Annotated in this window: 21 protein-coding genes; 5 read left to right on the top strand and 16 right to left on the bottom strand. The window is 73.5% G+C overall.

Features of this window, described 5'->3' with window-relative positions; translation table 11 throughout:
* Positions 1-195 precede the first annotated feature (195 nt).
* The 6 genes from ndk to ACLIBK_RS13825 form a co-directional block, all read right to left on the bottom strand.
* A complete protein-coding gene (gene ndk, locus ACLIBK_RS13850; protein ID WP_415387856.1) occupies positions 196-618 on the bottom strand; it encodes a nucleoside-diphosphate kinase in 423 nt (140 codons plus the stop codon).
* 217 nt (positions 619-835) lie between these two features.
* Positions 836-1432 (bottom strand): nucleotidyltransferase family protein, encoded by a 597-nt coding sequence (locus tag ACLIBK_RS13845; protein ID WP_415387855.1) that lies wholly within the window; start codon positions 1430-1432, stop codon positions 836-838.
* A 344-nt stretch (positions 1433-1776) separates the two neighbouring features.
* Positions 1777-2490 carry a monofunctional biosynthetic peptidoglycan transglycosylase gene (gene mtgA, locus ACLIBK_RS13840; protein WP_415387854.1) on the bottom strand — a complete coding sequence of 238 codons (714 nt, stop codon included), beginning with the start codon at positions 2488-2490 and terminating at the stop codon, positions 1777-1779.
* Between the two features lie 276 nt (positions 2491-2766).
* Entirely contained in the window at positions 2767-3402 is a 636-nt protein-coding gene (locus ACLIBK_RS13835; RefSeq protein WP_415387853.1) for an FMN-binding negative transcriptional regulator, read from the bottom strand.
* Between the two features lie 28 nt (positions 3403-3430).
* Positions 3431-4078, bottom strand: a complete 648-nt coding sequence (locus ACLIBK_RS13830) for a LysE family translocator (protein WP_415387852.1) — start codon at positions 4076-4078, stop codon at positions 3431-3433.
* Positions 4079-4377: 299 nt separating this feature from the next.
* On the bottom strand, positions 4378-4596 hold the full coding sequence (locus ACLIBK_RS13825; RefSeq protein ID WP_415387851.1) for a hypothetical protein: 219 nt from the start codon (positions 4594-4596) through the stop codon (positions 4378-4380).
* 224 nt (positions 4597-4820) lie between these two features.
* Here ACLIBK_RS13825 and ACLIBK_RS13820 point away from each other — a divergent pair, with 224 nt between their 5' ends.
* From ACLIBK_RS13820 to ACLIBK_RS13805, 4 genes are all read left to right on the top strand, one after another.
* Complete coding sequence (locus tag ACLIBK_RS13820) at positions 4821-5216, top strand: hypothetical protein (protein WP_415387850.1); 396 nt, start codon at positions 4821-4823, stop codon at positions 5214-5216.
* Between the two features lie 149 nt (positions 5217-5365).
* Positions 5366-7192, top strand: coding sequence for a chloride channel protein (locus ACLIBK_RS13815; protein ID WP_415387849.1), 1827 nt, complete (start codon positions 5366-5368; stop codon positions 7190-7192).
* 145 nt (positions 7193-7337) lie between these two features.
* Positions 7338-8375, top strand: coding sequence for an SDR family NAD(P)-dependent oxidoreductase (locus tag ACLIBK_RS13810; RefSeq protein WP_415387848.1), 1038 nt, complete (start codon positions 7338-7340; stop codon positions 8373-8375).
* 130 nt (positions 8376-8505) lie between these two features.
* On the top strand, positions 8506-9633 hold the full coding sequence (locus tag ACLIBK_RS13805; RefSeq protein WP_415387847.1) for an FAD-dependent monooxygenase: 1128 nt from the start codon (positions 8506-8508) through the stop codon (positions 9631-9633).
* A gap of 378 nt (positions 9634-10011) precedes the next feature.
* Here the strand turns inward: ACLIBK_RS13805 and ACLIBK_RS13800 are convergent, their stop codons facing one another.
* Positions 10012-10470: a GNAT family N-acetyltransferase gene (locus ACLIBK_RS13800; protein WP_415387846.1), complete on the bottom strand. Its 459-nt coding sequence runs from the start codon at positions 10468-10470 to the stop codon at positions 10012-10014.
* Between the two features lie 19 nt (positions 10471-10489).
* Complete coding sequence (gene mntR, locus ACLIBK_RS13795; RefSeq protein WP_415387845.1) at positions 10490-10945, bottom strand: manganese-binding transcriptional regulator MntR; 456 nt, start codon at positions 10943-10945, stop codon at positions 10490-10492.
* A gap of 95 nt (positions 10946-11040) precedes the next feature.
* Here mntR and ACLIBK_RS13790 point away from each other — a divergent pair, with 95 nt between their 5' ends.
* On the top strand, positions 11041-12471 hold the full coding sequence (locus ACLIBK_RS13790; protein ID WP_415387844.1) for an Nramp family divalent metal transporter: 1431 nt from the start codon (positions 11041-11043) through the stop codon (positions 12469-12471).
* A gap of 150 nt (positions 12472-12621) precedes the next feature.
* On the opposite strand, the gene ACLIBK_RS13785 is transcribed toward ACLIBK_RS13790, so the two are convergent.
* The 8 genes from ACLIBK_RS13785 to ACLIBK_RS13750 form a co-directional block, all read right to left on the bottom strand.
* Positions 12622-13065 carry a Rieske (2Fe-2S) protein gene (locus ACLIBK_RS13785; RefSeq protein WP_415387843.1) on the bottom strand — a complete coding sequence of 148 codons (444 nt, stop codon included), beginning with the start codon at positions 13063-13065 and terminating at the stop codon, positions 12622-12624.
* A gap of 5 nt (positions 13066-13070) precedes the next feature.
* Positions 13071-14177 (bottom strand): amidohydrolase family protein, encoded by a 1107-nt coding sequence (locus ACLIBK_RS13780; protein WP_415387842.1) that lies wholly within the window; start codon positions 14175-14177, stop codon positions 13071-13073.
* A gap of 2 nt (positions 14178-14179) precedes the next feature.
* Positions 14180-15244: an amidohydrolase family protein gene (locus ACLIBK_RS13775; protein WP_415387841.1), complete on the bottom strand. Its 1065-nt coding sequence runs from the start codon at positions 15242-15244 to the stop codon at positions 14180-14182.
* 148 nt (positions 15245-15392) lie between these two features.
* A complete protein-coding gene (locus ACLIBK_RS13770) occupies positions 15393-16502 on the bottom strand; it encodes an amidohydrolase family protein (RefSeq protein ID WP_415387840.1) in 1110 nt (369 codons plus the stop codon).
* Positions 16499-17575, bottom strand: a complete 1077-nt coding sequence (locus tag ACLIBK_RS13765) for an amidohydrolase family protein (RefSeq protein WP_415387839.1) — start codon at positions 17573-17575, stop codon at positions 16499-16501. Before ACLIBK_RS13765 ends, ACLIBK_RS13770 begins: the two co-directional genes overlap by 4 nt.
* Positions 17575-18402, bottom strand: a complete 828-nt coding sequence (locus ACLIBK_RS13760; protein ID WP_415387895.1) for a Bug family tripartite tricarboxylate transporter substrate binding protein — start codon at positions 18400-18402, stop codon at positions 17575-17577. The genes ACLIBK_RS13765 and ACLIBK_RS13760 overlap by 1 nt, the downstream gene beginning before the upstream one ends.
* Positions 18403-18739: 337 nt before the next feature.
* Entirely contained in the window at positions 18740-19561 is an 822-nt protein-coding gene (locus ACLIBK_RS13755) for an SDR family NAD(P)-dependent oxidoreductase (protein WP_415387838.1), read from the bottom strand.
* The gene (locus tag ACLIBK_RS13750; RefSeq protein WP_415387837.1) at positions 19558-20328 is read right to left on the bottom strand and encodes an ABC transporter ATP-binding protein; all 771 of its coding nucleotides are present in this window, start codon (positions 20326-20328) and stop codon (positions 19558-19560) included. Before ACLIBK_RS13750 ends, ACLIBK_RS13755 begins: the two co-directional genes overlap by 4 nt.
* Positions 20329-20336: the final 8 nt, after the last annotated feature.

The following is a 20336-nucleotide window of genomic DNA, read 5'->3' as shown; positions in this document are numbered from 1 at the left end:
GGAGGGAAGCGTTCGTGGAGGCCGCCGGTTGAGGTCGGAAACCAGCTTTCGGCGCACGAGACGGTGAGGGTGGAAGGATCCGGCGATGCAATGGCGCGCCGCGATTCGCGCTCCAGGCCGTGGGTTGCGGCGGCGGCGCAGCCGGCGCCCGCGACGGGGCAGGCGGGGTGCCGCGAAGCGCCCCGCCCGGGTTCTTCAGCCGACGATCTCGTGGCCGGCGAAGAAGTAGGCGATCTCGCTCGCCGCGTTCTCGAGGCTGTCGGAACCGTGCACGCTGTTGGCCTCGATGCTCTCGGCGAAGAGCTTGCGGACGGTGCCCTCGGCGGCATTGGCCGGGTTGGTGGCGCCCATCGCCTCGCGGTGCGCGGCCACGGCGTTCTCGCCTTCCAGCACCTGCACCACCACGGGGCCGGAGGTCATGAAGCTGACCAGGTCCTTGAAGAAGCCGCGCTCCTTGTGGACGCCGTAGAAGTGCTCGGCCTGGGCCTGGGTCATCAGGATGCGGCGCTGGGCGACGATGCGCAGGCCCTTCTCCTCGAACACGGCGTTGATCTTGCCGGTCAGGTTCCGGCGCGTCGCGTCGGGCTTGATGATGCTGAAGGTGCGCTCGATGGCCATGATGGCGGAATCTCCGTCGTGAAAGCCGCGCCCGCGTAGGCTGCCCGGGCGGGGCGTGCAAGCCCGGGCGCGTGACGGCTGCGGCGCGCCCTCCCCTGCCCGGCCCGGCCCGGCACCATGGGGCGAGGGCGCGGGGCGGAGGGGCGCGAGGGCGGGCCGGAGCGGCGCGGCAGGCCCTACGGCGGGCGGGCCCTACGGCGGGCGGGCGCCCGCTGTGTCAGGCCGGCACGTCGGGCCAGGGCAGCAGCGTCGCTTCCGGCCACAGGGCAAGGCTGCGCGCGCCCTTGGCGAGGTGGGCGGCGCGGTTGTTCAGCGCCGGGTTGGGGCGGATCACCAGGGAAAGCAGATCCTCCAGCCCGAAGGGGGCGGCGACGTCCAGCCTCCCCGCCGCGTCCAGCCGCACCCCCACGGCATGCGCCTGGGAGGCGTAGCGGCGCATGCTCTCGACGGTGTTCCGCAGCGGCGGGCCGAAAGGGATGCCGAAATGCCCGGCGAACCACAGGTGCACCCGGGCCTGGTTGCGCGCCTGGACCGGGGCCGGCAGCGCCAGCCCGGCGGTGGCCGCGGCGACGCGGGCGATTACTGCGTTCTCGGCGTCCCAGGAGGTGTCGGGGTCGAAATAGGCGAGGTCGTAGTCGCGTAGCCCGTGTTCGCGCGGGCGGCCGGTCAGGGCGTTCCAGGCGGAGCCGTAGATCGAGCCCGCCACCAGCCACCAGTCCGGCAGGCCGAGGTCGTGCAGCACCGGCAGCAGCCGCATCAGCGCCGCGTCGCCGCGCAGGATGGCGCGCAGGCGGTCGGCGGCGGGATCGGGCATTCGCCTTACTTCCTTACGACCTTACTTCCTTACCAGGGGTGGCCCGCTGGAGGGATCCTTTGTTGATTTTATTCCTATAGAACAGCGTGGTACCCGCTGGCAAGACGCTTCTGTGCGGCCGCGACGTGGCACAGACCGCACCGGCGTGACAGATTTCCCGGGTTCCTGTCACTTTTGCCGGAATCTGCCAGCCGTTGCGGCAACCCGGTGGGTCGCGCCGGGGGGTATTCGGGCTGGGGCCTGGGGGCACGCATTTCCCGGAGCCCGCAAGGCGGAGCTCCTGCCGGGGCGGCCGGGGGCGGCGCTGGGCCGATGCGGAAGCAGCCCGGAACAACCGGCCAGCCTCAGTCGGCGCAGTCCAGCAGCGGGCCCAGGGTGGAAACGCGGTGGCGGATGGTGGCGGCGCGCTCGCGCAGATAGGGCGTGGGGCGGGCAGCCGACCAGGTAAGCGGGCTGGGCAGCACCACCGCCAGCTGCGACGCCTCCGCCGCGGTCAGTTCCGCGGCAGGCTTGCGGAAGAAGGCACGGGCGGCGGCCTCGGCGCCGTAGAGGCCGGGGCCGAACTCCACGCTGTTGAGGTAGACTTCCAGCACCCGGCGCTTGGGCCACAACAGCGCGATCTGCGGCGTCAGCCAGGCTTCCAGCAGCTTGCGCACCGGGTCCCGCCCCGGCCAGAGCAGCAGGTTCTTGGCGGTCTGCATGGTCAGGGTGCTGGCACCGCGCGGCCGCTCGCCGTCCCACCAGGCGGCGATCTGCTCGCCCAGGGCTAGGGTGTCGAAGCCCAGCGGCTCCTCGCAGAAGCGGTTGTCCTCGGAGGCGATCACCGCCCGCGCCAGGGCCGGGGCGATCCGCTCATAGGGCACCCAGTCGTGCTGCCAGCCATGGCCCTGGACGGCGCGGATCAGCATCAGCGGCGTGGCCGGCACGGGCAGCACCCGAAAGGCCAGGATCACCGCCAGCGGCCCGAGCAGGAACAGCATCGCCGCCCGGCGCCACAGCCGCCGCGGCGCGCGGCGGGCGGGGGTGGCGGCGGCGGCCGGGGTGGCGGAATGCGGCATGGGAACCCTTCCGCGGAACGGCTGCGGGGCGCGCTGGTGCCGGTGCGCGGCCCGCCACCCGCGCCGGCGCCCCGGCGCGGGCGGCGGAACCCGGCGGGCGCGATCCTAGCGGCACCCCGCCTCTGCGCGAAGCGGCGGGGCCCCGGCCGCGCGGCGCCGGGCTGCGGGATCGGGGGCGGGCTGCGGGCTGCGGGCTGCGGGCTGCGGGCTGCGGGCTGCGCCGCAACGTCGCGGCGGGCCCGGTTGCGGCAGCGCTTCGCGGCCGCCGCCGTTGCGCTAACGCGCGGCTTCCAGGGCGCGCATCGCCGCGGCTACTGCCTGGCCGCCGGGTTCGGCGTCGAGGCCGGCGATGGTGCCCAGGCGGTCGGCCTCGCTGCGGTGCTGGATCAGCTTCCAGGCCCCCTCGACCCGCTGCACCCGCAGCCGCAGCCCGACGATGGCGCGGGTCAGGCCGGCCACGAACTCGGCCGGCGCGTCCGACACGTCCCAAGGGTGCTCGCGCCCCGCCTCATGGGCGCGGGTGAGGTCCTCGAGGTGGGAGCGCAGCTGGTCGGCGTCCTCCATCAGTTCCAGCGTGCCGTGGGCGTGCACGGCGATGTAGTTCCAGGTGGGCACGACCTTGCCGTGCTCGCGCTTGGAGGCGTACCAGCCCGGCGACACGTAGGCCTGCGGCCCCCCGAAGATCGCCACGCTGGGCGCGCCGCGGCCGGCGAGTTGCCAGTGCGGGTTGGGCCGGGCGAGATGGGTTTCCAGGCACCAGCCGTCCGGGCCTTCCGCCTTCAGCACGGTGGGCAGGTGCGACACCTGCAGCCCCTCGGGCGCGGGCGTGACCAGGGCGGCGAAGCCGATGTCGCGCATGGCCTGGGCCAGGATCTCGGGGCGTTCCTCACGGAACTGGCGGGGGACGTACATGGGCGCTCCGTTCCGGCCGGGGATGGGTTCAGCTGGCCGGGCGCCGGGCCAGGGCGAGGCCGAGGCCGAGCGCGATCATCGCCGCGCCGGAGGCTTCGCGCAGCCGGCGCATCAGGGCCGGACCCGCGGCGGCGCCGTCCCGGATGCGGCCGGCAGCCAGGGCCACGCCGAGGTCGGCCAGGGTGTTGAGCGCGATCGACAGGGAGCCGAGCAGCACGAATTGCAGCGCCACGCCGCCGGCCGCGGGGTCCACGAACTGCGGCAGGAAGGCCAGAAAGAAGGCGGCCGTCTTGGGGTTCAGCGCTTCCACCAGCACGCCGTCGCGAAAGGCCCGCCGCGGCCCGGCCGGCGGCAGTGCGGCGCCCCCGAGGACCGCGGCGGCGTCGCGGCGGGCGGCGCGCAGGGTGCGGCAGCCGATCCAGACCAGGTAGGCGGCGCCGGCCAGCTTCAGGGCGGTGAAGAGTTCCGCGCTGGCCAGCACCAGGGCGGATACCCCCAGGCTGCCCGCCAGCACATGGGCCATGCCGCCCAGCCCGGTGCCGAAGGAGGAGGCCACGCCCTCTGCCCGGCCGCCGGCCAGGGTGCGGGCGGCCACGAAGAACAGGCCCGGGCCGGGGGTGACCGCCAGCAGCAGCGCCGCAGCGGTGAACAGGGCGAGCTGGGTCGGGTCGGGCATGGGCTCCGGCCCTACAGGATCGCGGGCGCAGCGCCCAGGCGGAAACGGGTCACGGGAAGTGGCCGGGGCATGGCGTGGTGCCGCGGCGGGGCTCGGCGGTGGGCGCCGCGGATCGGTGGGCCAGCGGCGGGAGCCGTGGGTCGCGCTGGCCCGGCGGCGAGGGTGCAGGACGCTGGCCTGCCCGGCCGTGGCTGCGCGTGCCGGGGCGCCGGGCGGAGCGCGGTGCGGCCGGAGGGGTGCCGCCGCTGCGGGGCGCCCGCGGGGCGGCGGGTGGCGGCGCGGGGCGGCGGCTGGCGCCCTCAGCCCGGCCAGTCGGCCGTGGCGGGCTGGCGCAGGATGGCGCGCGGGGTGCGGGCGCGTTCCATGCCCGCCAGGATGGCGTCGGCGTAGCTGCTGACCGTGCTGTCGTAATCGGGGTCGGCGTAGCCGCCGAGGGACGCGCGGAGTTCCGGCCCGGCGCAGGCGGCAAGGGACGCGAGAAGCAGCAGAACCAGGAACCTGGCGGGGGTGGAAGCCACGCGGAACTCCGTTTCAGTGCCGGCACAGACGGGCAGGGTGGACCAGCAGCCTGCCGCAGTTCGATGGCGAGCGCGACGCTTTTCTCGCCGCCGGGCGCAGGATTCGCACGGAATCGTGAGCAGGGCCGGACCGCCTTCCGCACCGTGGGGCGAAGCGGCCCGTATCGCCGCTTCCCCGCCGTCCTATGTTCGCCCCCTATGTTCACCCCGGGAGGGCCGTGCCGATGGCGGGCGACGAGGCAGCGGAACCAGGGCAGGGCGCGGCGGAAGCCACCCGCGCAGCGGCCGAGGCCGGGCGCGCGGCGGCGGAGCGGCGGCGCGAGGCGCGGGCCTCGCAGCAGGCCGTGGCGGAGGGGCAGCGCGCCAGCGCCGAGGACAGCCGGCGCGCCAGCGAGGACCTGCGCGCCTGGGCCGAGCAGGCCCGCCTCGTGGCGGAAGAAACGCGGATCGCGCGCGAGGGGATCCGCGCCCTGGCCGAGGAGGTGCGGCTGCTGGCGGAAACCGCCCGCCAGCAGGCCGAGCAGCGCCGCGAGGAGATCGAAGCGGAACAGGCTTCGCGGCGGGAACAGCGCGAGATCATCGAGGAGATGCGCCGGACGCTGCGCGAACTCGGCCGCTGAGGCCGGTTCCGCGCAGGGAGGTCGGGGCGGGACGCTTCGGGGCGGGGCGGCGGCCGGGCGCTTGACAGTGCTCCCCGGCGGGCCGGAAAGCCTGACGGCCCGGGGATGCGGGGGTTTGCGCGGCGCGCATCCCGGGCCGAGGGCCGGGGATGTCGTTTGGAGCCTGGGAGCGCCTGCACCGCTCCGCCCGCCAGGGGCTGCGGCATGCCGCGCTGCCGCCGCTGCACTGGCATGTCCGGCCCGAGCGGGGCCTGGCGGCGTTTCGCGCCTGGGTGCGGCGGGGCGAGCTGGGGCTGGTGGGGCTGGCCGTGGCGGCGGGGCTGCTGAGCGGGCTGCTGGCCCTGGCGATGGGCTGGCTGGCGCAGGGGCTGCACGCCGCGCTGTTCGGGCCGGAAGGCGCGCATGGGCTGAGCACGCTGCGCGGCGCGCATCCGCTGGTGCTGCTGCTGGTGCCGGCGCTGGGCGGGCTGCTGCTGGGGCTGCTGAACCTGGGGCTGGCGCGGTGGCGGCCGAAGCAGCCCGTGGACCCGATCGAGGCCAATGCGCTGCATGGCGGGCAGATGTCGCTGTGGGACGGCGCCGTGGTGGCGGTGCAGAACATCCTCAGCAACGGCTTCGGCGCATCCGTGGGGCTGGAGGCCGGCTACACCCAGGCCGGCGGCGGGGCGGCGTCGCGGCTGGGGCGCAGCTTCGGGCTGCGGCGCGGCGACATGCGGGTGCTGGTGGGCTGCGGCGCCGCCGGGGCGATCGCGGCGGCCTTCGATGCGCCGCTGACCGGCGCCTTCTACGCCTTCGAGCTGGTGATCGGCACCTACGCCATCGCCGCCCTGGCGCCGGTGGTGACCAGCGCGGTGGTGGCGACGCTGCTGCGCCGGGCGCTGGGCGGCGATGCGGTGCTGGTGACGACGGGAAGCATCGCCCTGCCCGACGCCAGCGCCTACGGCTTGGCGCTGCTGCTGGGGCTGCTCTGCGGCCTGGCGGGGATCGCGCTGATGCGCGGCGTGGCGCTGGCCGAGACGGGGATCCGGCGCGCCGTGCCCTGGCCGACGCTGCGGCCGGCGGCGGGCGGGCTGGCGGTTGGGATGCTGGCGCTGATCTCGCCGGTGGCGCTCTCGGCCGGGCACGGCGCGCTGCACGAAACCTTCGCCGCCTCCGGCCCGGCCTGGGCGGTGCTGGCGGTGGTGGCGCTGAAAACCGTCGCCTCCGTGGTGTCGCTGGGCGCCGGGTTCCGCGGCGGGCTGTTCTTTTCCTCCCTGCTGCTGGGGGCGCTGCTGGGGCGGCTGTTCGGGGCGGGGGCGGAATGGCTGCTGCCCGGCACGGACACGGTGCTGCTGGCGGTGGTGGGCATGAGCGCCTTCGGCGCGGCGGTGGTGGGGGCGCCGCTGGCGATGACCTTTCTGGCGCTGGAAAGCACCGGCTCCTTCGCGGTGACAGGGTCGGTGCTGACAGCGGTGACGGTGGCGGCACTCGTGGTGCGGCGGCTGTTCGGTTATTCCTTCGCCACCTGGCGCTTCCACCTGCGCGGCGAGACCATCCGCTCCGCCCACGATGTCGGCTGGCTGCGCGACCTGACGGTGGGCAAGCTGATGCGGCGCGACGTGCGCACGGTGAAGACCGACACGCGGCTGTCGGCTTTCCGGCGCGACTTCCCGCTGGGCTCCACGGGGCGCGTGGTGGCGGTGGACGAGGCCGGGCGCTACGCCGGGCTGGTGCCGGTGCCCGAGGCGCATGCCGCCGAGGAGGCGGTGACCACGGTGGCGGAGCTGCTGCAGCTGCGCGACCGGGCGCTGCTGCCGGCCATGAACGCCAAGCAGGCGATGGCGGTGTTCGACGCGGAGGAAAGCGAGGCGCTGGCAGTGCTGGACGGGGCGGACACGCGCCGGGTGATCGGGCTGCTGACGGCCAGCCACCTGCTGCGCCGCTACGGCGAGGAGCTGGACCGCCGCCGGCACGAGGAAAGCGGCATCGCGGCCTGAGCGCGGGGGGTGCCCGTGCCCCGAAGCGCGCCTCCGTTGCAGCGGGAGTTTTCCCCGCAGCTTGATGGAACGGGCGGCGCGCCCGGGCGGTTAGGGAGGCGGCCGGGACGCGATCGGCCAGCATCCCCCTGTTCGGAGGCGAGCCGTGCCGCACGCGAACCCGCTGCTGAGGCCGTTCCTGGCGGCCGCCCTGCTGCTGCTTCTCCCTCTCGCCGGCTGCGGCGCGCCCGCGCAGCTCGGGCCAGGCGACCGCGAGCGGGTCGCGGGCCGCACCTTCGTGGTGACCGGCGCGTCCAGCGGGCTGGGGCGCGGCGTGGCGGTGCGGCTGGGCTCCTACGGCGCCAAGGTGGTGCTGGCCGCGCGCCGCGCCGCGGTGCTGGAGGAGGTGGCGGGGGACGTGCGCGCCGCGGGCGGGCAGGCCCTGGTGGTGCCCACCGATGTCAGCCGGCCGGAGGAGGTGGAGCGGCTGGCCGCGGCGGCGGTGGAGCGCTTCGGCCGCATCGACGTGTGGATCAACGATGCCGGGGTGGGGGTGATCGGGCGCTTCGAGGAGGTGCCGGTCGAGGACCATGCCCGCGTGGTGGACGTGAACCTCAAGGGCGTGATCTTCGGCAGCCACGCGGCGCTGCGGCAGTTCCGCCGGCAGGGGGCGGGCACGCTGGTCAACATCGCCTCGGTGGAGGGGCGCGTGCCGCTGGCCTACCATGCCAGCTACGCCGCCACCAAGCACGCCGTCGTCGGGCTGGGCGTGACGCTGAACCAGGAGCTGTGGCTGAACGGCCCGGCCGGCATCCGGGTGGCCACGGTGGAGCCCTGGGCGGTGGACACGCCCTTCTGGGAACACGCGGCCAACCGCAGCGGTGGCTCACCCCGCGCCTACCGGATGGACGGGGCGGAGGAGGTGGTGGACGCCATCGTCTGGGTGTCGCTGCACCCGCGGGTGGAATACGCGGTGGGCTGGAAGGCGGAGGGGGCGGTGTTCGGCCACCGGGTCTGGCCGCGGCTGACCGAGAACCTGGCCGGGGACATGGCGCACGGCGCGCAGGTGGAAACCGCCCCGCCGGCGCCGTCCACCGCCGGGTCGCTGCACCAGCCGATGAACGGCGGCAGCGCCGTGGAAGGTGGCGCGCGGGAGCGGATGGAGCGGGAAAACGCGGCGCGCCGGGAAAGCGGGGCGCGTTGATCCGGAGCAGGGTGGCCGAAGTTCCTTGACAGGGTTCCGGCACGAAACGATCATTATGTGAACACTGCGTTCACATTTGAAACATCGTGCATCCGGGTTGCTTCCATCTCACCGGGTCCGGAGCCTGGCCATGCCCTCCCCTTCCCTTCCCGTCGGCATCCTCGGCGGTGGCATCGGCGGGCTGACGGCCGCCATCGCCCTGCGCCGCGCCGGGCGCGACGTGGTGGTGTTCGAGCAGACGGGCCGCTTCGGGCGGGTGGGCGCCGACATCAACCTGACCCCCAACGCCGTGCGGGCGCTGGACGGGCTGGGCCTGGGCGAGGCGCTGCGGACCGTGGCGGCGCGGCCCACCCATCGCATCAGCCGCATGTGGGACAGCGGCGCGGAAACCTCCCGCCTGAAAATGGCCGAAGCGGCCGAGGCGCAGTACGGCGCGCCGCAGCTGACCCTGCACCGCGCCGACCTGCTGGCCGCGCTGGTAGCGGCGCTGCCGGCGGAGGTGCTGCAGCTCGGCCGTCGTGCCCGCGCGGTGGAACCGGGTGAGGGCGGCATCACCCTGCGCTTCGCCGACGGGTCGGAGGCGGCGGTGGCCGCGCTGGTGGGGGCGGACGGCATCCATTCCGTGGCGCGGGCGGCGCTCTGGGGGCAGGAGCATCCGCGTTTCACGGGCACGGTGGCGTTTCGCGCCGTGGTGCCGGCGGGGCGACTGGACCTACCGGGGCTGGACAGCTTCACCAAGTGGTGGGGCCCCAACCCGCAGAGCCAGATCGTGTCCTTTCCGCTGGGCGCCGAGAACGACACCTTCATCTTCGCCACCACGGCGCAGGAAAGCTGGCGCGAGGAGTCCTGGACCCAGCCCGGCAGCGTGGAGGAGTTGCGCGCCGTCTACGCCGATTTCCACCCGCAGGCCCGGGCGCTGCTGGACGCCTGCGACACGGTGCTGAAGACGGCGCTGTATGAGCGCGACCCGATGCCGGCCTGGTCGCGCGGCCGCGTCACCCTGCTGGGCGATGCGGCGCATCCCATGATGCCCTTCATGGCCCAGGGCGCGGGACAGGCGATCGAGGACGCGGTGGTGCTGGCGCGCTGCCTGGCCGAGGAGGCCGATACCCCCGCCGCCCTGCGCCGCTACGAGGCGGCCCGGCTGGACCGCACCAGCCGGATCCAGCTCGGCTCCCGCGGCAACGCTTGGCTGCGCGACGGCGGCAATGCCGACTGGGTTTACGGCTACGACGCCTGGACGGTGCCGCTGGCCTGAGCAGCCGGCTCCCCCGCCGGCGGCGGGGCGGGTCGTGGTTCGGATGCGCCTAGGTGTTCAGGCCTTGGCCAGGGGCGCTGCCCCTGGACCCCAGGGCAAAGGCGAAGCCTTTGTCCCGAGCCGGGGAGTTACGAACTCCCCGGACCCCGCGTTGAGTGCCTCCGGCGGGGGCGGGATGATCCACGTCGGTCATGGCGGGCACCCTCGGCCATCCCGCCCCCGCCGGAGGCACTCATGAGGTCGAGGTGCCCCGGGCTCCTCGCGGGGGCTCCAAGGGGGCAGAGCCCCCTTGGCCACCGCCCGAACACCCAGGCGCAACCGGACCGAAACCGCAGGCCGACCGGCAGGAGAGGGCTGGTCGGATAGCGGTGCCGCGCTTCAGCCCGGCGGGGACTGCCAGGGCTGGGGGATGCGGCGGCGCATGTAGCTGTCGGGGTTGTCCAGCGGCACGAAGCCGAGCTTGCCGTAGAGCGCGTGGGAGTCGCGGGTGTTGAGCAGCCAGGTGCGGACGCTGCTCAGCTCCGGGTCGGCCATCACGGTTTCCACCATCCAGCGCGCCAAGCCCTGGCCGCGGAAGGGTTCCAGCACGAAAACGTCCAGCAGGTAGGCGAAGCCGGCATGGTCGGTGATGACGCGGAGATAGCCGGCCTGTTCGCGCCTGCCGGGCGCCGGGCGGTGGTACAGGCCGAAAGTGCGGGAATGCGCGGCGGCCCGCTCCACCACCTCGCGCGGGATGCCCGGGCACCAGTAGGCGCTGCGGAGGAAGCCGTGCACGGCATCGAAATCCAGCAGCGAGCGGTCGGTGCTGAGAAGAAAGGCGCCGCGTTCGGCCTGCATCGGGGCTGCGGGCGGCACGTCAGGCGGCGGCCACGGGGCGCTGCGCCAGGAAGCGCTCGAAGGCGCGCAGGGTGGCGTCGCTGGCGTGGTGTTCCAGCCCTTCGGCATCCACCTCGGCGGTTTCGCGGTCCAGGCCGAGGGCCACCAGGAAGCGCACCACCAGCTCGTGCCGCTGGCGGGCGGCCTCGGCCATGGCGGCGCCCTCGGTGGTCAGGAACAACCCGCGATAGGGGCGGGTTTCCACCAGCCCGGCCCGCTGCAGCCGCGCCACCGTGGCGGTGACGGTGGCCTGCGACACGCCCATGCGGCGGGCGAGGTCCACGGCGCGCGCCTCGCCATCCTGGGCCAGCAGGTCGGCGATCAGTTCCACGTAGTCTTCCGCCACGGCCGAACGGTCCGCCGCGCGCTGGCGGGCGAAGCGGTTCGCGTGGTCGCCGGTGGACGGCAGCGGGGACCGTGGGGAGGAGCCGGACATAGCCGGCAGTGTAGCGCCCGCGCCGCGGCGCGCCGAGACTTGAAATCCAGCTTCGGCGCGGTAGTTTAGCCAACGCTAAGTTTCGGAGCACCCGCATGTCCGCCCCGCCGCCCGACGCTCTGCCCCCTCCTCCCTGGGATGGCGGCCTGCTGCCGCCCGGCGGCGGGCCGGTGGTCGGGCTCGGCACGGCCGGGCTGCCGGTTCAGGGGGCGTCGGCCGGGCGCGAGCCAGCCTCGCCGCCCAGCCTGCCGGAGGTGCACCGTTCCGTGGCCGTGCCCGCCGCGGGCAGCTTCTTCCGCAAGCTGCTGGCCTTCACCGGGCCGGGCTACCTGGTGGCGGTGGGCTACATGGACCCCGGCAACTGGGCGACCTCGCTCGCGGGCGGGTCGGCCTTCGGGTACACGCTGCTGTCGATCGCGCTGCTGTCCTCGCTGATGGCGATCCTGCTGCAGGCGCTCTGCGCCCGCATCGGCATCGCCACCGGGAAGGACTTGGCGCAGCTGTGCCGCGAGCGCTTCCCCCCCGTCGTGGCCTATCCGCTGTGGCTGCTGGCGGAGCTGGCGATCTGCGCCACCGACCTGGCCGAGCTGATCGGCACCGCCATCGCGCTGGAGCTGCTGTTCGGCATCCCGCTGCTGTGGGGGATCATCCTGACGGCGCTGGATGCCTTCCTGATCCTGTGGCTGCAGAACAAGGGCGTACGCTGGCTGGAAGCCGTGATCATGGGCTTCCTGTCGCTGATCTTCGTGAGCTTCCTGATCCAGGTGATCCTGTCGAGCCCGGACTGGGGCGCGGTGCTGAGCGGCTACGTGCCTTCCGCCTCCATCCTGACGGACCAGCGCCAGCTGTTCATCGCCATGGGCATCATCGGCGCCACGGTGATGCCGCACAACCTGTACCTGCACACCGCCGTGGTGCAGTCCCGCGCCTACCGGCAGGACGTGGAAGGCCGGCGCGAGGCGATCCGCTTCGCCACCTGGGACAGCAGCATCGCGCTGTTCCTGGCGCTGCTGGTGAACTCCGCCATCCTGATCACCGCGGCCGCGGTGTTCCATGCCGGCGGCCACACGGACATCGCCGAGATCGGCGACGCGCACCGGCTGCTGGCGCCGATCCTGGGCACGGCGGCGCCCTTCCTGTTCGCGATCGCGCTGCTGCTGTGCGGCCTGAACGCCACGGTGACGGGGACGCTGGCGGGGCAGATCGTGATGGAGGGCTTCCTGCGCTTCCGCCTGTCGCCGGTGCTGCGGCGGCTGGTGACGCGGCTGATCGCCATCCTGCCCGCGGTGGTGGTGACCTGGCTTTACGGCAGCAGCGGCACGGCGGAGCTGCTGATCCTGTCGCAGGTGGTGCTGTCGCTGCAGCTGCCCTTCGCGGTGATCCCGCTGATGCTGTTCGCCACCGACAAGCGCCGCATGGGCAGCCTGGCCGCGCCGTCCTGGCAGAAGGTCGTGGGCTGGGCCTGCGCCGCCCTGATCGTGGCGATGAACATCAAGCTCCTGCTCGACTTTGCCCTGGGCGACTGAGCTCCAGGTGACTGAACCCGGGCGGCCGAATCCCGGGCGACTGGCCCTGGGCGGCCTGGGCTGACGGATGCCGGGCGCAGTAGGTCCGGGGGGTTCGGGCCTTAGCCGGGCGCGCCAGTCCGGCCCCTATTTGCCGGGAGCAGGCGCGCGTCAGAGGGCGGGCGCTGGCCTGGGAGGTGGCGACAGGTCGAGCACGACGTAATCGTCCTCCACCTGCACCGGAAAGGTTTCGGCGACGAAGGGCCCCTTGGCCAGTGCCTCGCCGGGTTCCACCGTGACCTGGTAGCTGCGCACCCGCATCTTCTGCGGGTCGCAGTAGGACTGGCCGGTGCGGATATCGAATTCCCAGCCGTGCCAGGGGCAGCGCAGCATCTCGCCCTGGCGGGACACGCGGTACTGGCCGGGGCGGTCGGCCTCCACCAGGCTGGTGAACTGGCCGCAGGACAGCGGCGCGCCCTCGTGCGGGCAGCGGTCCAGCAGCGCGAAGAACTCGCCCTTGACGTTGAACACCGCGATGTCGCGGCCGCCCACCCGCACCGACCGGGCGCTGCCGGGCGCGATCTCCCCCGTGCGGGCGACGACGTGCTTGGCCATGCCGCTCAGCCCAGCCCGTAGAGCGCCCGCGCGTTGTCGCGGAACACCATCTGCTTGCGCTCCGGTGCAAAGGCGAATTTGAAGGCGTAGCGCGGGTCGTCGAAGTCCCAGTGCGGATAATCCGTGGAGAACAGGATGCGGTCCCAGCCGACCCAGTCCATCACCTCCGCCAGGTGCTGCGGGTTGTCCGGCTCCTCGACGGGTTGGGTGGTGTACCAGAAGTGGTCGCGCACGTATTCGGAGGGCAGGCGCTTGAGCTGCGGCAGTTCCGACCGGAAGCGCGCGTAGTTCTGGTCCATGCGCCAGCACAGCGAGGGCACCCAGACGTAGCCGCCCTCGATCAGCACGACGCGCAGGCGGGGGAAGCGGTCGAAGACGCCTTCGCTCACCAGGCTGACCACCAGGGACTGCATCGCTTCCGACTTGGAATGGTGCTCCTCGATGTAGAAGGAGGGCCAGCCGGCGCCGGTGGGCGCGATGCCGGTGACGCCGCCGACATGCAGGCCGATCGGCAGGTTCAGCGCTTCCGCCGCCTCGAAGATCGGCCAGTAGCGCTGCCGGCCCAGCGGCTCGATGCCCTGCGGCATGGTGGAGATCTGCACGAAATGCGGGCTGCCGGCGTGCTTCTGGATTTCCCGCAGCGCCGCCGCGGGGTCCTCGCGCGTCACCATGATGGAGCCCTTGAGCCGCGGTTCCGGCGCGCACCAGGTGTCCACCTGCCAGTCGTTCACTGCCGCCGTGTAGGCGGCGGCGAAGTCCTGGTTGCGCTGCGCCACGGTCTGCGGCTGGAAGGGCTGCAGGATGCCGACCTCGATGTTGTTGGGATCGAGGTGCTGCGTCCGCATGAAGGCGAGGTCGGAGCCCGAGGGTCCGCCCGTCGGCGGCTTGGCGTCCAGCCGCGCGCCGCCGTCGCGGTTGTTGCGCGGGTAAAGGCCGGCGCGGCTGAAGGGCTGCCGCAGGGCGCCGCCGAAGGTCCGGGCGTAGTCCACCCAGCGCGCGGGCATGTAGCGGTCGAGGTCGGCGGGCGTGCGCAGGCTGGGGTGGATGTCGCAGTCCACCACCGCCAGCGCCGCCTTCTGCGACGGGGTCTTGTTCAGCACCGCGACGTTCATGGCTAGGCCTCCTGCAGGCGGGAATAGGTGCGCAGCGGGTTGTCCACCGCGATCCGCCGCAGCTGGTCGGCGGAGAGCGCGGCGGGGACCTCGTTGCCGGGGTCGAACTGCCAGTGCGGGTAGTCGGTGGAGAAGAGCAGCATCTCGTCGGAGCCGAGATGGTCCAGGAACTGTTCGAACTGCGCCGGGTCGGGTGGGCCGTCCACCGGCTGCAGCGTCATGCGGACGTGGTCGCGCACGATCTCCGTGGGCGGGCGCTTCACCCAGGGCGTTTCGTGGCGCAGGCCGCGCCAGGTCTTGTCGAAGCGCCACAGGAAGGCGGGCAGCCAGGTGAAGCCGCTCTCGATCAGCACCACCTTGAGCTCCGGGTACTCGGCGAAGACGCCCTCCGACACCAGGCTGAGCAGCTGCGCCTGGAAGGCCTGGGCGTGGCCGACGTAATCCTCGAAGTGGAAGGAGCCCCAGCCGAGCGAGCTGGGCGCGTGCCGCCGCGAGCTGCCGGCGTGGATGCCGATCGGCAAGCCGTGCCGCTGCGCCGCGGCGTAGATCGGCCAGAAGCTGCGCTTGCCCAGCAGCCGCTCGCCCGCCGCCAGCACCAGCACCTGCACGAAGCGCCGGTCGGGCGCGAGGCGCTCGATCTCGGCAACCGAGGCGTCCACGTTCTCCGTGGGGATCACGATGGAAGCGCGCAGCCGCGGGTCGCGCGCCAGCCATTCCGCCGCCACCCAGTCGTTGATCGCGCGGGTCAGCACGGTGCTGAAATCCTCGTTGGCGAGGTAGGGCGCGCCGTAGAGCACGTTGCAGATGGCGAAGCGCAGCCCGAACCCGTCCAGCGCCTGTTCCCGCAGCAGCGCGAAATCCGTGCCGGGCTTGCCCTTGGCCGGACGCCAGTCGGCGCGGCCGCCGATCGGCATGGCGGCGGCGTTGCTGAACAGTTCCAGGTCGGCCACCGAGCGCATCTGCACCATCTCCCGCCAGTAGTCGTCGAGATAGGGCAGCAGCACGTCCGTGTTCTGCAGGGCGGGATGGATGTCGCAATCCACCGCGCCCAGGCTCTTCAGGTCCAAGACTCGCCGTTCCTCCCAGGTCGCGCCGAAGGGAGGGGCACGCCCCGCTTCGCCGCCGGTCGCGTCGCAGATCGCCACTCGCCCCGCATCGCGCAAGGGCGCGTCCTCGCGCAGGCGCCGCCGCTCCGGCCCCGCCGCAACGCCGCCCTCAGTCCAGGCGGTACAGCGACCGGGCGTTGCCGCGGAAGATCTTCTCCTTCTCGCCCTGCGACATCGGCATCTTGAAGGCGTAGCGCGGGTCGTCGAAGTCCCAGTGCGGATAATCCGTGGAGAACATCAGCCGGTCCCAACCGATCCACTCCGCCGTGTCGCGCAGGTGGTCGGGCACTTCCGGCTCCTCCACCGGCTGCGTGGTGTACCAGATGTGCTCGCGGATATACTCGGAAGGCGGGCGCTTCACCTGCGGCACCTCGGCGCGCATGCGTTCCCAGTGCTTGTCCAGTCGCCAGGCCAGCGCCGGCGCCCAGGCGAAGCCGCCCTCCACGCAGACCACCTTCAGCGTGGGGAAGCGTTCGAACACGCCTTCCATCACCAGGCTGACCACCACCGCCTGCAGGCTGCTGGCGAAGGCGTAGTGTTCCTCGATGTAGAAGGACAGCCAGCCGCCGCCGCTGTTGCTGTGCGGGCCGAAGGCGGCGGAATGGAAGCCCACCGGCAGCCCCGCGGCGGCCGCGGCCTCGTAGATCGGCCAGTAGCGCCGCCGCCCCACCGGCTCGATCGTGCGCGGCTTCATCTCGACCTGCACGAAGGCCGGGTCGGCGGCGCGGCGCTCGATCTCGCGCACCGCGGCGTCCGGGTGTTCCTGCGGCACGCAGAGGGAGGCGTGCAGCCGCGGCTCCGGCCGCACCCACTTCTCCAGCTGCCAGTCGTTGGTGGCGCTGCACAGCGCCGCGCCCAGTTCCAGGTCCAGCGTGTGGGCGCCGGCCGAGAGCGGCTGCAGGATCCCGTGCTCGACGCCGTAGCCGTCCAGCAGCTGCGTGCGCAGGAAGTCGAGGTCCGAGGCCGGCGGGCCGCCATCGGGCGGAAAGGCGTCGAGGCGCGAGCCGTTGCCCACCGTCATGCGCGGCCAGGGGATCTCCCCCACCAGCGGCTGCGCGGCGCGGGCGCCGAAGCTGCGCATGTGGTCGCGCCAGCGCTGCGACAGGAAGGGCAGCAGCTCGGCGCGCGAGCGCATGGCGGGGTGGACGTCGCAATCCACCACCGTCGGGCGCGCGTCGCGGTTCCGCGGCCGGTCGGCTTCGTTCAGGACGGCGCTCATGGCGTGGCTTCCTTCAGCCGGGGAAAGGTGTCCAGGGCGTTGTCGACCAGCAGCTTGTGCAGCAGCGTTGCGGGCAGGCCGGGTGGCAGGGCCGCGTCGCCGTCGAACTGCCAGTGCGGGTAGTCGGTGGAGAAGAGGAACATCTCGTCGGAGCGGAAATGCTCCATCAACCGTTCCAGCGCGCCGGGATCGGGCGGGCCGTCCAGCGGCTGGATCGTCAGGCGGACGTGCTCGCGCACCACCTCGGCCGGCGAGCCGTGCACCCAGGGAACTTCCGTGCGCACGCCGCGCCAGTCCTTGTTGAAGCGCCACAGGAAGCCGGGCAGCCAGGTCACGCCGGACTCGATCAGCACCACCTTCAGCGCGGGGAACTTGGTGAACACGCCCTCCGCCACCAGGCTGGCGAGCTGGCTGGCGAAGACCTGCGACTGCAGCACGTAGTCCTCCACCAGGGAGGACGGGTAGCCGCTCTGCGTCGGCGGGTGGCGGAACATGCTGCCGGCATGCACGCCGACCGGCAGCCCGTGCCGTTCCGCGGCGCGAAAGATCGGCCAGTGGGCGCGGCGGCCCAGCGGCAGCTCGTTGCCCACCAGCAGCAGCACCTGCACGAAGCGCCGGTCGCCAGCGAGGCGCTCGATCTCCTCCGCCGCCAGCTCGGGGTTCACGGTGGACACGGTGATGGAGCCGCGCAGCCGCGGCTCGCGGTCCAGCCATTCCCGCGCCAGCCAGTCGTTCACCGCGCGGCACAGCGCCGCGGCCAGGTATTCGTGGAACAGCACCTGCCCGCCGAACAGCGGGTTGCAGATGGCCAGGCGGGGCGCGAAGCGGTCCAGCAGCTGTTCGCGGAGCTGTTCGAGGCTGCTGCCCGCGCGGCCTTCCGCCGGCCGCCAGTCCGGCCGGGCCGAGAGCGGCGCGTTGGGCGGGTAGCTGTTCAGCTCCAGCTGGCCGATGCCGCGCAGCACCATGCGCACGGTGTCGGCCCATTGCTCGTCGAGGTAGGGCAGCAGCGCCGCCGTGCCGGGCACGGCGGGGTGCACGTCGCAGTCGATCGCCCCGGGCGGCGGCGCCGGCATCAGCCGGCCGCCTGGCTGATCCGTTGCGCCACGTCGCGCCACTTGCGGTCCTCGCCCTCCAGCAGGGCGCGGACCTCGGCCGGCGGCATGGGCCGCGGCCGCACGCCGTAATTGGCGAAGGAGGCGGCGGTTTCCGGCGCCCGCAGCGCCCGAGCCAGCACCTCGGCCAGCCAGTCCTGCACCGAGGCCGGGGTGGCGGCGGGCACCACCAGCGCGGTCCACATCATGGTGCTCAGCCCGGGAAAGCCGGCTTCCAGCATGGTTTCCGCGGCGGGCGCCAGCGCCATGCGCTCGGGCGAGGTCACGGCCACCACCCGCATGGTGCCGCGCTCGGTCATGGCCAGGGCGTTGACCAGGGTCTCGAAGGTCATGTGGACGCGGCCCACCATCAGGTCCGTCACCATGTTGGGCGCCTGCTGATAGGGCACGTGCAGCATCTTCACCCCCGACAGGTCGCAGAGCCGCTGGCCCAGCACGTGGGGCGAGGAGCCGATGCCGGTGGAGGCGTAGGTGACGTCGTCGGGGTGCTGCCGCACGTAGTCCAGGATCTCGGCCAGGGTGTTGCCGGGGATCGATTGGTGCACCGCCAGCGTGTAGGCGGTTTCCGACACCATGCCGATCGGCGCGAAGGCCTGGTCCGGCGTGAAGGGCAGGTCGGGGTGGAAGTAGCGCTGCAGCACCAGGGCGCTGAAGGTCGCGAACATCATGGTGTAGCCGTCGGGCGCGGCGCGGGCGACGTAGCTGCTGGCCAGGGTGCCGCCGCCGCCGGGCCGGTTGTCGGGGATCAGCGGCTGCGGCGAGAAGCGGTTGATCGCCTCGATCGCCATGCGGGCGATGCCGTTGACGGTGCCACCGGCGGTGTTGGGGATGACCACCCGCAGCGGCCGGTCGGGAAAGCCCGGCGCCGCCGCCCGCGCCCCGCCCGGCCACGGCAGCGCGGCGGGAAGGGCGGCCCCCAGGAGCGCCGCCAGCTGGCGGCGCGCGATGCTCGGCATGGACGTTCTTCCCTGCTCTTCTCGGTCGTCGCCCCCGAAGAGCCGCCGGGGGCCGTTGCGGTTTTATGGCCGGCTTCGCCGCCGCCGCTCAAGCACGGGAAGGCGTCCCGCCCCCGATCCCGAGCACCATCGCGCGATCAGACGCGTGGCGCTGGGGTCGCGCGGGATGTCAGGCCCGCACGGCGCCCAGGGTGACGCCGCCATCCACCAGGATCTCCGCCCCCGTCACGAAGGCCGCGGCGGGCGAGGCGAGGAACAGCGCGGCGCCCTGCAGGTCGGCGGGGCTGCCCATCCGCCCCATCGGGCAGAAGCGCGCGAAGAACTCCTGCGCGGTCGGGTCCTGCAGCCGGCCGCCCGCGATGTTGGTCACCACGGGCCCGGGGGCGATGGCGTTGACGGTGATGTTGAAGGCCGCGAGTTCCAGCGCCGCCTGCCGCACCAGCTGCGCGATGCCGGCCTTGGACACGACGTAGGGCGTGCCGACGAAGAGTTCCGTTTTCGTGGCGGACACGGAGGAGGTCACGATGATGCGCCCGCCCCCGCCCCGCTTGAGGTGCGGCACGGCGGCCTGGATGGTGGCGAAGGCGGCGGTGAGGTTCACCGCCATCACCTGCTCCCAGCGCTCGGCGGGCTGGGCCTCGATGGCGGTGGCGGGGTCCCGGCTGCCGTCCGGCCGCAGGAAGCCGGGGCCGCCGCTGATCCCGGCATTGGCGAACACGATCTCCAGGCCGCCCAGCGCGTCGCGGCTGCGGTTGAAGGCGGCTTCCAGCGCCGCCCGGTCGGTGATGTCCGCCGCCTCGGCGTGCGGGGCCGGGCCCAGCGCGGACAGGCGCGCCGTGGCCCGTGCCAGCGCCGCCGCGTCGCGGTCGAGCAGGGCGACGCGGGCGCCGTTGGCGGCCAGGGCCTCGGCGATGGCCAGGCCGATGCCGCTGGCGCCGCCGGTGACCAGCGCGGCGCGGCCGGCGACGGTGAAGAGTTCCTCGATCCTCAAGCCGGTTCCCCCTGCCCGTCGTGGCCGGGCGTGCCGTGTCCGGGTGCCGCGGCCCCGGGTGCGAGGCCGCCCATCCCGAGCAGCGTCGATTGCAGGGCCGCGTCGGCGCGCAGCGCCTCGCAGGGGCCCTCGTGCACGATGCGGCCGCGGTCCAGCACGATCGCCCGCTCGGCGAAGCGCAGCGCCAGGTCGGCCTTCTGCTCCACCAGGATCACCGTGGGGCCGGAGCGGTCGCGGATCGCGGCCAGCGCGTCGTAGAGCGCGTCCACCACGATCGGCGCCAGCCCTTCCATCGGCTCGTCCAGCAGCAGCACCTCCGGCGCGCCGACCAGGGCGCGGCCGATGGCGAGCATCTGCTGTTCCCCGCCCGAGAGCTGGTTGCCGGCGTTGCGGCGGCGCGCGCGCAGCCCGGGAAACAGCTCGAACACCGCGGCGGCGGCCCAGCCCTTCGGCCGGGCGGCCACGGACAGGTTCTCCTCCACCGAGAGCGAGGCGAAGATCTCGCGCTCCTGCGGCACGTAGCCGAGGCCGAGGCGGTTGCGGCGAAACGGCGCCACCGCCTCCACGGCCGTGCCGCCCAGGCGGATGCGGCCCCGGCGCAGCGTGGTGAAGCCCATCAGCGTGGCCAGCAGCGTGGTCTTGCCCACGCCGTTGCGGCCCAGCACGGCCAGGGTGCCGCCCGCCGGCACGGCGAAGGACACCCCGTCGAGCACCACCGCCGAACCGTAGCCGGCGACCAGCCCTTCGGCTTCCAGGGCCAGGCTCAACGGCCGCG

The organism is Roseomonas sp. BN140053 (assembly GCF_047690175.1).
Lineage (GTDB): Bacteria > Pseudomonadota > Alphaproteobacteria > Acetobacterales > Acetobacteraceae > Roseomonas.
Note: the sequence above shows the minus strand (reverse complement) of the source record. Positions and strands in the feature narration are given on the sequence as shown.